This is a genomic window from Micromonospora sp. NPDC051141, from assembly GCF_044455765.1.
Lineage (GTDB): Bacteria > Actinomycetota > Actinomycetes > Mycobacteriales > Micromonosporaceae > Micromonospora.
The window spans coordinates 468,716-481,786 of sequence record NZ_JBITFD010000004.1 but is presented as its reverse complement, the minus strand read 5'-3'; the positions used below and the strand labels follow the sequence as shown (position 1 = coordinate 481,786).

Annotated in this window: 14 protein-coding genes; 12 read left to right on the top strand and 2 right to left on the bottom strand. The window is 73.5% G+C overall.

Annotated features, from left to right (window positions below):
* Positions 1-16: 16 nt before the first annotated feature.
* From ACIA6B_RS10595 to ACIA6B_RS10560, 8 genes are all read left to right on the top strand, one after another.
* Entirely contained in the window at positions 17-1,261 is a 1,245-nt protein-coding gene (locus ACIA6B_RS10595; RefSeq protein ID WP_396772468.1) for an LCP family protein, read from the top strand.
* Positions 1,262-1,401: 140 nt separating this feature from the next.
* A complete protein-coding gene (locus ACIA6B_RS10590) occupies positions 1,402-2,619 on the top strand; it encodes an LCP family protein (RefSeq protein WP_396772467.1) in 1,218 nt (405 codons plus the stop codon).
* Between the two features lie 185 nt (positions 2,620-2,804).
* The gene (locus ACIA6B_RS10585; protein WP_396772466.1) at positions 2,805-3,722 is read left to right on the top strand and encodes an LCP family protein; all 918 of its coding nucleotides are present in this window, start codon (positions 2,805-2,807) and stop codon (positions 3,720-3,722) included.
* Positions 3,723-3,750: 28 nt separating this feature from the next.
* Positions 3,751-4,086, top strand: a complete 336-nt coding sequence (locus ACIA6B_RS10580) for a rhodanese-like domain-containing protein (protein ID WP_281934052.1) — start codon at positions 3,751-3,753, stop codon at positions 4,084-4,086.
* Between the two features lie 13 nt (positions 4,087-4,099).
* Positions 4,100-4,891 carry a glycerophosphodiester phosphodiesterase gene (locus tag ACIA6B_RS10575; protein WP_396772465.1) on the top strand — a complete coding sequence of 264 codons (792 nt, stop codon included), beginning with the start codon at positions 4,100-4,102 and terminating at the stop codon, positions 4,889-4,891.
* Positions 4,892-4,967: 76 nt separating this feature from the next.
* Positions 4,968-6,422: an ATP-binding protein gene (locus ACIA6B_RS10570; protein ID WP_396772464.1), complete on the top strand. Its 1,455-nt coding sequence runs from the start codon at positions 4,968-4,970 to the stop codon at positions 6,420-6,422.
* Between the two features lie 64 nt (positions 6,423-6,486).
* Entirely contained in the window at positions 6,487-6,903 is a 417-nt protein-coding gene (locus ACIA6B_RS10565) for an ATP-binding protein (RefSeq protein ID WP_396772575.1), read from the top strand.
* A 48-nt stretch (positions 6,904-6,951) separates the two neighbouring features.
* The gene (locus tag ACIA6B_RS10560) at positions 6,952-7,836 is read left to right on the top strand and encodes a DUF5926 family protein (RefSeq protein WP_396772463.1); all 885 of its coding nucleotides are present in this window, start codon (positions 6,952-6,954) and stop codon (positions 7,834-7,836) included.
* Between the two features lie 58 nt (positions 7,837-7,894).
* Here the strand turns inward: ACIA6B_RS10560 and ACIA6B_RS10555 are convergent, their stop codons facing one another.
* Positions 7,895-9,121, bottom strand: coding sequence for an arginine deiminase (locus ACIA6B_RS10555; protein ID WP_396772462.1), 1,227 nt, complete (start codon positions 9,119-9,121; stop codon positions 7,895-7,897).
* A 162-nt stretch (positions 9,122-9,283) separates the two neighbouring features.
* On the opposite strand from ACIA6B_RS10555, the gene ACIA6B_RS10550 reads away from it, so the two are divergent.
* From ACIA6B_RS10550 to pheA, 4 genes are all read left to right on the top strand, one after another.
* Positions 9,284-10,018, top strand: coding sequence for a hypothetical protein (locus ACIA6B_RS10550; protein ID WP_396772461.1), 735 nt, complete (start codon positions 9,284-9,286; stop codon positions 10,016-10,018).
* A gap of 231 nt (positions 10,019-10,249) precedes the next feature.
* Positions 10,250-10,705, top strand: a complete 456-nt coding sequence (locus ACIA6B_RS10545; protein WP_107156449.1) for a hypothetical protein — start codon at positions 10,250-10,252, stop codon at positions 10,703-10,705.
* A 30-nt stretch (positions 10,706-10,735) separates the two neighbouring features.
* Complete coding sequence (locus ACIA6B_RS10540; RefSeq protein ID WP_396772460.1) at positions 10,736-11,263, top strand: hypothetical protein; 528 nt, start codon at positions 10,736-10,738, stop codon at positions 11,261-11,263.
* Positions 11,264-11,273: 10 nt separating this feature from the next.
* Entirely contained in the window at positions 11,274-12,230 is a 957-nt protein-coding gene (gene pheA / locus ACIA6B_RS10535; protein WP_396772459.1) for a prephenate dehydratase, read from the top strand.
* A 44-nt stretch (positions 12,231-12,274) separates the two neighbouring features.
* Here the strand turns inward: pheA and ACIA6B_RS10530 are convergent, their stop codons facing one another.
* Entirely contained in the window at positions 12,275-12,997 is a 723-nt protein-coding gene (locus ACIA6B_RS10530) for an AIM24 family protein (protein ID WP_107156446.1), read from the bottom strand.
* Positions 12,998-13,071 lie beyond the last annotated feature (74 nt).

The following is a 13,071-nucleotide window of genomic DNA, read 5'->3' as shown; positions in this document are numbered from 1 at the left end:
ACCTACCCTCGGTTACATGTCCGCGACCTCGTCTGCCGGCGCCCCTCTCCCCCGCCCCCTGAACCGGGGTGCGGGCCGCGCCTCGGTCCCCGGCCCCGGCCGGGACGCCACCGCGCGCGCCCGCGCCACGGAAACCCGCTGGTACCCGTCACACGACGAGGCGCCCCGCTCGGGCGGCCCGGCTGGTCCGGGCGGGCCGGGCGGGCCCGGTGGCACGGGCGGCGGCGGCTTCGGCGGGCCGGGGCGTCGGCCCCGCCCGCGCTGGGGGCGCATCGGTCTGGTGGCCGGCGTCGCGGTGCTGGCGCTGGCGCTGCTCGGTGGGATCGGGGCCTGGTTCTACGCCCGCAACCTCGACGACGACCTGGCCCGCACCGATCCGTTCTCGGAGATCACCGGCGGGCGGCCGGCCAAGCAGGTCGACGGCGCGTTCAACATCCTGCTCGTGGGCAGCGACTCGCGGGACCCGGACGCCCCGGTCGACGGCGCCGGCAAGTGGCGGGCGGACACCGTGATCGTCATGCACATCCCGGCCGACCACAAGCGCGCCTACCTGGTCTCCGTTCCGCGTGACCTGTACGTGCCGATCCCGGAGAACGCGGGCGCGTCCTGCGACTCCGGCTCGCGCAACAAGATCAACGCGGCGTTCGCGTTCGGTGGCCTGCCGCTGGCGGTGAAGACCGTGGAGTGCTTCACCGACGTACGCATCGACCACGTCATGGCCATCGACTTCGCCGGGTTCAAGGACGTCACCGACGCGCTGGGCGGCGTCGACCTGAAGGTGGAGCGCACCGTCACCTCGATCCACAAGCCGTACCGGACGTTCACCAAGGGCGTGAACCACATGAACGGCGCCGAGGCGCTGGACTGGGTCCGGCAGCGCAAGCAGTTCCCGGACGGCGACTTCGCCCGCATGCGCCACCAGCAGGACTTCCTGAAGGCGCTGATGGACAAGGCGGCGAGCACAGGCACGCTCACCAACCCGAAGAAGCTGAACGACTTCCTCAAGTCGGTCACCGCCGCCGTCACGGTCGACCAGGGCTTCTCGTTGACCGACATGGCGGTGCAGTTCCGCAGCCTGCGGGGCGAGAACCTGACGTTCGTCACCAGCCCGAACCTGGGGGGCCAGACCGTCGACGGCCAGTCGGTGGTGGTCTCCGACCGGGAGAAGGCGCTGGCGATGTACCAGGCCATCGCCGGGGACAAGATGGCCGACTGGGTCGCGGCCAACCAGAAGAATTCGGGCGACAGCGCCGGCGGCTGACCGGACGCGCAGCCTCGCCCGTTCGGCCACATCTCGGCACCATCGGCCGGGATTGACGGGAATACCCGCCTCAGGAGGTCGCGAGAACGGGAACGGATACGTAAAGTGGTCCCGCCCCCGATCACCGAGCTGGAGCACGCATGTCGGTCCAGACCAGTCGTCGCCCGCAGTCACCGGCACCCGGGTCATCCGGGCGGGTTCCCCCGGTCATCCCCACACAGCCCGGTCCCGGCGGCCGTGGTCCCGGCGGCGGCGGGAAGAAGAAGCGCACCAAGCGCAAGGACCCGCTCTGGGCGAAGCTCACCCTGGTGCTCGGCGCAGTGCTGATGGTGACCAGCGGCGTGGCGATCGTCGGCAGCAAGGCCGTGATCGGTCAGGCCACCAACAACATCGCCCAGCGCAACCTGCTCGGCGAGGCGGGCAAGAGCGAGGCCGAGGGCGGCAACAGCCTGGACGGCCCGATCGACATGCTGCTGCTCGGCGTGGACGCCCGGGCCCGCTGGGCCGCCGACGACGTCCGGTCGGACACGATCATCGTGCTGCACATCCCGGCCAGCCACGACCAGGCGTACCTGATCTCGATCCCCCGGGACACCGAGGCGCGCATCCCGGCGTTCAAGAACAGTGGCTACAAGGGCGGCACCGACAAGATCAACGCTGCGTTCTTCCACGGCGCGCAGAACGGCGGCGGCTGGGAGGGCGGCGCCCAGTTGATGGCCAAGACGATCAAGGGAATGACCGGCATCAGCTTCGACGGTGCCGCGATCATCAACTTCGGCGGCTTCAAGAACGTCATCGACGCGCTCGGCACGGTGCGGATCTGCGTCAGCCACGAGGTCCCGTCGCACCACATGTCGATGGTCGAGGGCAAGCCGATGTGGAACGCGGACGCGAAGAAGACCGGCAAGCCCTACAAGCCGGTGGTGCACAAGAAGGGCTGCAAGGAGATGGAGGGCTGGGAGGCGCTCGACTACTCCCGCCAGCGTTACGGCCTGCCCAACAGCGACTACGACCGGCAGCAGAACCAGCAGCAGCTCATCAAGGCGATGGCCAAGAAGGCCACCGACGGCGGCATGCTGACCAACCCGATCAAGCTGAACTCGCTGATGAAGGCCGCCGGGAAGGCGTTCGTGCTGGACACCGGCGGCGTGCCGATCGCCGACTTCATCTTCACGCTCAAGAACCTCAGCGGAAACGACCTGGTCACGCTGCGCACCAACGGTGGGACGTTCGCCGGCAACAGCAACGGCCGGGAGACGTTCAACGAGACGACCATGGAGATGTTCCAGGCGGTCAAGAACGACAAGCTGGCCGACTTCATCGTGGCCAACCCGACCGTCCTCTCCACCCGGAAGTGACGAAAGCCGGCACCGGCCGGCCCGTCCCCCCGTAGCGTTGACCTGAGCGGGTCTCAGGTCGGCGCCACGGGGGGATCGTCACGTCCAGACCAGCACGGAACCGACGCGGGCGGCCTCGACCGGCCCGCTGGCCCCGGTTCCTGCTCGGCGGCGGCCTCGCCCTGGTCCTGCTCGCCACGCTCGGCGTGGCCGGGCTGCACTGGCTCACCCACCGGTACGACCGCACGGTGGCCAAGGAGCACCTGCTCGACCCGACCGCCCGGAAGAAGCGGACGGACCTGGACGGCGCCCTCAACTACCTGCTGATCGGCTCCGACCACCGGGCCGGCGCGAACGCCGCCGACCAGCGCTCGGACACCATCCTGATCGTGCACGTGCCGGCCGGCATGCGGCAGGCGTACCTGATCTCCGTCCCGCGCGACCTGCTGGTCGCCGTCCCGGCGGCGCCCGGCTGGCCCGGCGGCCAGGACAAGGTCAACGCCGCGTACGAGCACGGCGGCGGGGGCGAGGGCGGCGCGCGGCTGCTCAGCGCCACCCTGACCCGGCTGACCGGCGTCCGCTTCGACGGCGCCGCGCTCGTCGACTTCTCCGGCTTCACCCGGGTCATCGACCAGCTCGGCGGCATCCGGATGTGCGTGGACACGCCGGTCCGGTCGATCCACACCGGCACCCGGTTCGAACCCGGCTGCCACCAGATGGACGGGGCCCGGACGCTCGACTACGTGCGGCAGCGCTACGACCTGCCGAACGGCGACTACGACCGGCAGCGGCACCAGCAGCAGATGCTGCGGGCGGTGCTCGACCGGGCCGGCGAGACGCACCTGCGCGGCGACCCGGTGAAGCTGGACCGGGTGCTGCGCGCGGTCGGCGGGGCGTTGACCGTCGACACCAACGGCGTACCCCTGGACGAACTGGTGTTCGCGCTCCGCGCGCTGCCGGCGGACGCGCTGCGCGGCGTCCGGCTGCCCTCCCACCCGCAGACCATCGACCAGGTGTCGTACGTGGTGCTGGACCCCGACGGCGGTGATCTGTTCACCGCGTTGCAGGACACCCGGATGCCGGAGTGGGCCGCCGCCAACCCGCGCTGGGTCAACCGGCTCTGAACGCCGCCGGGCGACTAGGCTCTGATCCGTGTTCGGAGCCCAACTTCCCAGCGTGCCCGCGTCGGCCGTGCCCGACGACGTCTACCTGCTCGACGTCCGGGAGGACGACGAGTGGGCCGCCGGCCACGCGCCGGCCGCCCACCACCTGCCGATGACCGAGCTGCCGGCCCGGCTCGCCGAGATCCCCGACGACCGCGAGGTGGCGGTGATCTGCCGGTCCGGCGGCCGATCCGGGCAGGTCGTCGGCTACCTGCTGCGCAACGGGTGGGACCAGGTCCGCAACGTCGAGGGCGGGATGGGCGACTGGGCCGCCGCCGGCCGTCCCGTGGTCACCGACGACGGGCAGCCGGGTCGGGTCGTCTGAGGCGCGTCCGGCCATGACCGACCCGCTGGTCTTCGCCCACCGCGGCTCCTCGTACGACCTGCCGGAGCACACGCTCGCCGCCTACCTGCGCGCGCTGGACGAGGGCGCGGACGGGCTGGAGTGCGACGTCCGGCTGACCCGCGACGGGCACCTGGTCTGCGTGCACGACCGTCGACTCGACCGGACCAGCAACGGTCACGGCCTGGTCAGCGCGCGTACGCTCGCCGAGCTGGAGGCGCTCGACTTCGGCTCCTGGCACCCCGCCGCGGCGGAGGCGGTCGCGGCGGCCCGGCTCGACGAGTCGCACATCCGGCTGCTCACGCTGGACCGGCTCCTCGACGCGGTGCTGGCCGCCGGACGGCCGGTCCGGCTGCTGATCGAGACGAAGCACCCCTCGCGCTACCGGGGCGACGTCGAGCGCCGGCTGGTCGAGCTGCTGCGCCGGCACGGGCTGGCCGAGCCCGGCCCGGACGACCCGGTCCAGGTGACCGTGATGTCCTTCTCGCCGCTGGCCGTACGCCGGGTCCGGGAGCTGGCGCCGGCGCTGCCCACCGTGCTGCTGCTGGAGGTGCTGCCGCGCTGGCTGCGGCTGGGCCGGCTGCCCTTCGGCAGTCGCATCGCCGGCCCGGGGGTGGAACTGGTCCGGGCCCGGCCGCAGCTCGTCCCGGCGCTGCGGGCCGCCGGCAACGCGGTCTACGTCTGGACCGTGAACGAACCGGAGGACCTGGAACTCGTGCTGGCCGCCGGGGTGGACGGCGTGATCACCGACCGGCCGGCCCGCGCGTTGGCCCGGTTGGGCCGGTGAGCCCCGTCGATCCGCCCGAGGCCGGTCGCCCGGTGAGGGGGTGTCCCCGGCGCGGCCGGCGCGGCACACTCGGGGCATGCCGGAGCGAACCGACTACCCCACCCTCATCGCCGGCCACACGAGCGCGATCCACATGATCAATTCTGGCGAGTCCGGCCTCTCCGTGCTCACCCGCCTGCTCCGCGAGGTCGAACCGGCGCTCGGCGCGGCGGGCCTGGTCTTCGTGGAGTTCACCCCGGCCGGCGGGCGGGTGATCGCGGCGACCGGCAGCGCCGAGTTCGTCATCGGCCGCCCGCTGCCGGCCACCGACCCGGCCACCGTCTGCCTGCTGGCCGGCCCGCCGGTCCGGGAGGTCCGGGTCGACGCGATCCCGGGCGCGCTCGCCGACGAGGTGGTCGGCCGAGGGCTGCGCCGGATGATCGTGGCCCGCGCCGAGATCGCCGGGCTGACCGTCGGCAGCCTGCACGCCCTCTACCGGACCGGCGAGCCGCTGGACGCCTCGCAGCGCGCCGTCGTCGGGTACGTCGCCGCCTGCATCGCGCACATGTACGGCGACCAGACCGGCCTGCCGGTGCACGGCGACGGCCCGGTCGTGGCGGCGCTCGCCGACGGCCTGGCCGTGGTCGACCGCGACCAGCGGGTCCGGCTCTGGAACCCGGCCGCCGCCCAGGTGACCGGCCGGTCGGCGGACGAGGCGCTGGGCCGGCCGCTGCCGTTCCCGCTGCCCCCGCCCGGGCAGGTGCTGGACCATCGACTGCCGGACGGCCGCTGGCTGCGGATCACCTCCGGTGAGCTGCCTGGCCCCACCGCGCTGCGGGTGGTCACCTTCCGCGACATCACCGACCAGCAGCGGCGCGACCACGACCGGGACCTCTTCGTGGCGGTGACCAGCCACGAGCTGCGCACCCCGGTCACCGTGATCAAGGGGTACGCGGACACGCTCACCGACCACTGGGAGTCGCTCACCGACACCGACCGGAGGCAGGCCGCCCGGATCATCGGCCAGCGCGCCAACGAGCTGGCCCGGTTGGTCGACCGACTGCTCACCGCCGCCACCGAGAACCGCCCCGGCGGTGAACCGGCCGCCCCGTTCGACCTGGTCGACGCGCTGCGGGCGGCGGTGCTCGACCTGCCCGCCGACCTGCGTCACCGGATCGTGCTCGACCTGCCCGCCGACCTGCCCAAGGCGCTCGGCGACCGGCACAGCCTGACCACCGTCCTCACCGAGCTGGGCACCAACGCGGGGAAGTACTCACTGCCGGACACGCCGATCGAGATCGGCGCCGACGCGAACGAGCGGACAGTCTCGTTCCGGGTCGCCGACCGGGGCATCGGCATCCGGCCGGAGCACGTGGAACGGGCCTTCGACCGGTTCTGGCAGGGGGAGTCCGGCGACCGCCGGCGCTACCCCGGCGCGGGCCTGGGCCTCTATCTCGTCCGGCAGATCGTGGAACAGCAGAACGGCTGGGTGTCCCTCCGGCCGAGGGCCGGCGGAGGTACGGTCGCGGAGGTGCGGCTGCCCCGGGGCTGATCCGGGGCGTCCACGGGTGGAGAGGAACGGCGTGTCGACGGGACCGGCGGAACGGTCGTGGTGCGTGGTGGTGCCCCACCACGCGACCGGCGCGCGCGTGGCCCGGCACCGGCTCGCCGACGAGCTGACCGGCGTCGTACCCCCGGCGTTGCTGGCGGACCTGGTGGCGGTCCTGGCCGAGCTGGTCGGCAACGCGGTCCGGCACGCCGAGGCGCTGCCCGGCGGCGTGGTCCGGGTGGCCTGGCGGTTGCGGGCCACCGACCGGGGGCCGGTCGTCCTGCTCCGGGTCACCGACGGCGGTGCCGGCGCCGGCCCGCGGATGCGCGTCGCGCCCCCCGACGCGGTCGACGGGCGCGGGCTGCACATCGTCGCCGGGATGGCCAGCCGCTGGGGTGTCGAGCGGGACGGCCTGGGCCAGAGCGTGTGGGCGGAGTTCGACCCGACCGGGTCGCACCGGGCGGACCTGGTCGCCACCGGCTGATCGGGTCCGGCCCCCGGCCGGGACCTGAGCCATCTAGGCTGTCTGGCCGTGAGCAAGCGTCGAAAGAGCCAACGGGTCACCGAAGCCACCCCGAAGCGGGAGAAGGTGCGCGACATCTTCGTGCCCCGACCGTTCGAGGGCCTGGTCGACGAGCCGGAGTGGATCGCCCTGCGGGAGCTGGTGCCCGCCGCGTCCGCGCCGCTGCGGTTGACCCCCGAGCTGGTCGAGGAGTACGGCGACCGGCCGGTCGTCCTGGCCACCGTGCTGCCGATGGCCGCCCCGGCGGTGGCCAAGGCGGACGGCCGGGTCCTGATCGGCCTCCAGCGGCACCAGCAGTCCGGCGACGTCTCCCGGGACCTGGCCGACGCGCTGCTCTGCGCGCTGCGGACCGAGCCGGGCGGTCAGGTGAGTGTGCCGCCGCTGCCCGGGCCCGGCCCCCGCCTCCAGGACATCCTGGTGGACGGGCCGCTGGAGATCAGCATGCACGACGGGTTCGAGTTCTGGCTCGACCCGGGCGCCACCGACGACCCGACCGTGCAGGCGTCCCTGGAGCGGGCCAACGCGGCGGTCTACCCGACGGTCAAGCTGGACGCGGCCCGGGCGGCGTACTGGTGCCAGGTGCCGGAGAAGGCCCACGTGCGCTGGGTGCTGCCGGACGACGAGGACGCGGCGCTGGACGCCCTGTCCCGGCTGGGCGCGACCGGCACGCTGACGCTCGGCGACGACACGAAGTTCGCCGGCATGTTCCGGGCGCACGGCCGGCTGGCGCCGGTCTGGGACCTGCCGGAGGACACCCCGGCCGCCGCGTGGGAGGGCCCGGTCGCCGAGTTCGCCAAGCGCTACGCCGAGGCGCTGGCCGAGGGGGCGCCGCTGGACGCCGCCGGTCGCCGGGCCCGGCAGGGTCTGCTCGGCCGCCAGCTCACCCTCCGCTGACGGCCCGATGCGAGGAGGGGCCCCTGCTCAACACGCACGTGTGAGAAGGGGCCCCTCTCTACCGCAGGCGTTGAGCGGGGCCCCCGCCTTTCTCGCGGACCAGGGGGCAGGACATGCAGCGGGGGCCGCCTCGGCCGGAGCCCAGTTCGGAGCCGGCGATGGCGATCACCTCGATGCCGGCCCGCTCCAGTTGCGCGTTGGTCTCCACGTTGCGTTCGTAGCCCACACACAGGCGCGGCGCGAGCGCGAGCGTGTTGTTGCCGTCGTCCCACTGCTCCCGCTCGGCGGTCACCGGGTCGAGGCCGGTGTCGATCACCCGGAGCTGGTCGAGGTCCATCGCGTCGGCGGCGGCCCGCAGGAACGGCGCCGGGCCGTCGACCCGGGGCTCGCCGTCCGCGCCGGCGACGACGGTGTACGCGGACAGCTCGCTGGCGATGTTCGGGTACATCAGCACGGCGTCCACGTCGACCATGGTGCAGACCGTGTCCAGGTGCATGGTGGCGCGTTCCTGGGCGATCGGCACCACCAGGATGGTGTGCGCCAGCCCGGCGGCGAAGACCTGCCGGGCCAGCCGCTCCGCGCCGGCCGGGGTGGTGCGCTCGCCGACGCCGACGGCGAGCACGCCCGGGGCGAGCAGCAGCACGTCGCCGCCCTCCAGGTGCTCCAGCCCGGGGTGGTAGACCAACTCGGTGCCGACGAAGCGCGGGTGGTGGCGGTAGATCGCGTCGGTGAGCGTGGTCTCCCGCCGCCGGGCCGGCATGGCCAGGCTGGTCACGCCCACCCGGTCGCCGATCCACACCGACGAGTCGCGGGTGAACAGCAGGTTGGGCAGCGGGTCGATGACGAAGTCGTGCCGGTCCATCAGCGTCCAGACCAGACCGCCCGGTCGTTCCGCGCCGATCCGCAGTTCCTCGTGGGCGAGCCCGGCCATGAACACGTCGGCGAGAGCCGCCGGGTCGAGGTAGGCCAGGTGGTCGGCGACCCGGGCGCGGAGGGTGTCGCCGAGTCGGGGGGACCGGAGCACCTGCTCGGTCAGCTCGGCCCGGGCGTCCGCCACGGCGAGCGTCTCGGCCAGCAGGTCGGCCAGGTAGAGCACCTCCACGCCGCGCGAGCGCAGGGCCGCCGCGAACGCGTCGTGCTCCTCCTGCGCCCGTCCCACCCATGGGATAGCGTCGAAGAGGAGGGAGTCGTTGTTGCGTGGGGTGAGGCGGGCGAGTTCCGGCCCCGGGCGGTGCAGCAGTACCGTCCCGAGTCGAGCCACTTCGCTGTCCACGTAGTGCGTCACCCCCGCAGCCTAGGGCAGGCTTCCGCACCATCCGGAAAAGAAGTGTGAATGAATATGGCATTCATCCGCACTCACTCCGGCGGTCCAACTTGCCGAACCCCGGGGTGTGCAACGTAGGGTAGTGGAGACATAACTTCGAGAGACCTTTTGCCGGAGGTCGCGATGACTGTCTTTCCCGCTCGCCGGGCCGTGCCGACCCGGGCCCTGCCGCCTCCCGCGGCACATCCCCGGGTCGATTCCGCCTCGGCGCTCGAGCCGGCTCGACCGACTCCCCTGGAGTGGGCCCGCCGCCGCCGTGCCGAGCGGGGTGCCCGCCGGCTGGAGGCCGCCGGAGCCCGCGCCCTGGGGCAGCTCGACCACCTCGGTCCCGCCTGGCACGTCATCGAGTGGCCCCGGACGGACCCGGCCGACGCGCTGTTCGACCAGGGCGATTCCGACCGGGCCGGGTTCCTCGCGATCGGGCCGAGCGGCCTCTTCGCGGTCACCGTCGCCGACCACGGCCGGGCCCGGGTGCTGGTCGCCGGCGACGTCGTGCAGATCAACGGCAAGCGTCCGCCCTATGTGGCCGAAGCGCGCCGGGACGCCAAGCGGGCCAGCAAGGCGCTCTCCGACGCGGTCGGGCTGCCGATCCCGGTGACGCCGGTGCTGACGTTCGTCGGTTCCGGCGTGATCAGCGTCTACGGCCTCCCGAAGGACTGCCTCATGGCCACCCACCGGGAGCTGGACCGGCTGCTCGTGGCCGCCGGCAACCGGATCAGCCCGGCCACCGCCGAGAAATTGTCGCGGGTCGCCCAGGCGCCCTCGACGTGGCTGAACGGCACGTACCGTCCATCCGCCGACTACCGGTGGTATGACGAGGGCCGAACGGCCGCTGACAAGCGGGCCGCCCGCCGGTAACGTCTCCGGCGACGCCACGCGGTCCGCGGCACCGCCCCGACCGGTTCGTCGGTCCGCGTCGTCGCCGGCCGCCCACCCCCCGGGGCTCCCGCCGCACCGACGCATGTCCCCGGCACCTGAGCCACCCCGGCCCCACGGGCGGCACCGGCGGCCGGAGAGCGCAGCGCGGCCGGACGGTCGCCGTGCCGACCGGCTAGCGTGGACGGACCGTCGGTGTACATAGGAGGCGCGGTGGCCCACGTCGAGCTCTCACTCTCGGAAGTGTTCACGTCCCCGGCGGAGGCATGCACCGAGCAGGAGTCCGACAACTTCGCGCAGTGGTGCGGGACGGTCTCCCGGGCCGCCGAGCCATGCCTGTTGATCGACGTCGACACGACCGTGGTGGCGATCTCCTCCTCCGGCTGCGACCTGCTCTGCCTGGGCGCCCCGGCGGACGTGGTCGGTCGACCTCTGCTCGAAGGCGGCCTGCGCCTGGTCGACTTCACCGCCAGCCCGAGCGAGCTGACCGAGCAGGAGACCGACAAGATCCCGCCGCTGCTCGCGCTGCTCTCCGGCCGGCTCGCCCGTGGCCTGCTCCGGGTCCAGGGGCCCGGCTCCGACGCCGGGACGACAGTGGACGCCATCTCCACGCCGGTGCTCACCGGCGCCGCGGTGGCCGGCTCGCTCACGTTCTTCTCCGTGCTCTGACCGCTCGCCCGAGGTCGAGGACCATCCCCCGTGCCCGCTACCCCGTCCGCCCGTCGGCATGCCCCGGTGACGTTGCTCGCGCTGCTCGCGCTGACCGCCTGCGGCACGCCGCCCGAGCTGCGTGACCCGCCGCCCAGCCCGACCGGCGCTCCCCGCGCCTCGGCGTCGGCCACGCCGACTCCCACACCGAGCGCGACCCCGATCGTGCCGGCCGTCCCGTCCCTGCCGGCGCGGACTCCACCGGCCCCCGACCCGGTCGCCGTGCCCTGCCGGGGCACGCCGTCCGGCGAGCGGATCGTGGCGATGCTGCGCGGCTCCGCCGGGGTGCTGCCCCGCAACGTCCGGATAACCGTACGGACCGGGCCGCTGTGCGCGGAGGGCTGGCAGTACACCGTGCTGGCGGTCTCCGGGCACGAGGAACTCCAGGTGGTCACGCGCGGCCGGTCCGGCACGCCCAGGCTGGTGACCGCCGGGACGGACGTGTGCGGCGTCGAGGTACGCGCCACCGCGCCCACCGGCATCCGCACCCTGGCCTGCGACAGTCCCCCGGGTGCGTAGGCTGGTCGCCATGCCCGGAACACCGCCGACCCGCTTCGTCTACCTCGGTCCCGAGGGCACCTTCGCCGAACAGGCGCTGCGCACCGTGCCCGCCGCCGAGCGGGGGAGCCGCACGCCGGCCCGCAGCGTGGGCGAGGCGCTGGACGCCGTACGGGCCGGGGAGGCGGATGCCGCCCTGGTGCCGCTGGAGAACTCCATCGGCGGCGCGGTCGGGGTGACGCTCGACGAGTTGGCCGAGGGCGACCCGTTGGTGATCACCCGGGAGGTGGTGCTGCCGGTCGAGTTCGTGCTCGCCGGCCGGCCCGGGGTGACGCCGGCCGGGGTGCGCAGCGTCGCGGCCCATCCGCAGGCGTCCACCCAGTGCCGGGGCTGGCTCCGGGACCACCTGCCCGACGCCACCGTGGTCGACGTGCTCTCCAACGGCGCCGCCGCGGCCGGCGCGGCGACCGGCGGGTACGACGCCGCGATCTGCGCCCCGATCGGCGCCGCCCGGCACCGGCTGACCGTGCTCGCCGACAAGATCGCCGACCATCCCGACGCGGTGACCCGGTTCGCGCTGCTGTCCCGCCCCGGGACGCCCCCGCCACCGACCGGTGACGACCTCACCTCACTGGCGGTCTACATCGCGCACGACCGGGTGGGCGCGCTGCTGTCCGTGCTCATGGAGCTGGCCGTCCGCGGCGTGAACCTGACCCGCATCGAGTCCCGCCCGACCGGTGAGGCACTGGGACGCTACGTGTTCTTCCTGGACTGCACCGGGCACGTCGCCGACGTCCGCCTCGGCGAGGCGTTGCAGGGGCTGCACCGGGTCTGCGCCGGCGTGCGCTTTCTCGGGTCGTACCCCCGGCACCGCTGGAGCACGGCGGCGGGCGACCGGCCGACGCCCGCGCCGGCCGGGCTCTCCGACGCCGACTACGCCGACGCGGCGGCCTGGCTGGCCCGGCTGCGCGCCGGCGAGCTGAGCTGACCGGGCCGGGTGCGCCCCCCAGGGTCGCACCCGGCCCGGAGACCTCACTGCAACAGGCCGCCGAGCAGGCCGCCCTGCTGCTGCTGGGCGCCGCTGCCGGCCACCGGCGGCTCCTCCGACGGCTGGACCACGACGAAGCCGTGACCGGCGAAGCTCATCGTGAACGCCTCGCCGGTGCTGCGGCCGAGCAGCGTGCCCAGGCCGAGCTGCTCGGCCCGGTGGTAACCGGTCTGGAGGCTGGCCGACCAGCAGACCGCCGCCTGCGGGTCGACGTACGTCGGCGCGTCCACGTTCAGCACCACCGGGGTGCCCTTGGTGGTGATGGCGATCCGGCCGTGCCCGGTGAAGACGCAGTTGAACAGGCCGGCCGAGGAGGCCATGCCCATGCCGCTGACCATCTTGATGTCGTACTGGAGGCTGGAGTCGAACGCCAGCACGCTGGAGCCGTTGATGGAGAGCGCGTCGCCCGGCTCCAGGTCGATGATGTGCACGTCCTTGGCGGCCTCGGCGAGGAAGACGTCGCCGCGACCGGAGAGCTTCATCAGCGGGACGCCCTCGCCGGTGAGCCGCTGCTTGATGAACTTGCCGATGCCGCCGGAGCCGAGCGCCTGGAACTGCACCTGGCCCTGGTACGCGACCATCGACCCGACCCGGGCCATCGCTTCGCCGTTCAGCTCGATCTTGAGCATCTTGGAGTTCTGCAGCCGCATGCCCGGCTGCTGGGACTCCTTCTCCAGGTTCTCCGCGGAGAACAGCTCGCTGCGCATCGGGTTTCCTCCTGCATCGGGATGTGCCTGATCCGCAGGTTAGGGGACGGGCGCAACCGCGGGGATCGGCCGAG

Excerpts from the sequence above, each read along its gene's own strand:
- ACIA6B_RS10595 (WP_396772468.1), top strand. The coding sequence starts at position 17 with ATGTCCGCGACCTCGTCTGCCGGCGCCCCTCTCCCCCGCCCCCTGAAC.
- ACIA6B_RS10590 (WP_396772467.1), top strand. The coding sequence starts at position 1,402 with ATGTCGGTCCAGACCAGTCGTCGCCCGCAGTCACCGGCACCCGGGTCA.
- ACIA6B_RS10575 (WP_396772465.1), top strand. The coding sequence starts at position 4,100 with ATGACCGACCCGCTGGTCTTCGCCCACCGCGGCTCCTCGTACGACCTG.
- ACIA6B_RS10570 (WP_396772464.1), top strand. The coding sequence starts at position 4,968 with ATGCCGGAGCGAACCGACTACCCCACCCTCATCGCCGGCCACACGAGC.
- ACIA6B_RS10550 (WP_396772461.1), top strand. The coding sequence starts at position 9,284 with ATGACTGTCTTTCCCGCTCGCCGGGCCGTGCCGACCCGGGCCCTGCCG.
- pheA (WP_396772459.1), top strand. The coding sequence starts at position 11,274 with ATGCCCGGAACACCGCCGACCCGCTTCGTCTACCTCGGTCCCGAGGGC.
- ACIA6B_RS10530 (WP_107156446.1), bottom strand. The coding sequence starts at position 12,997 with ATGCGCAGCGAGCTGTTCTCCGCGGAGAACCTGGAGAAGGAGTCCCAG.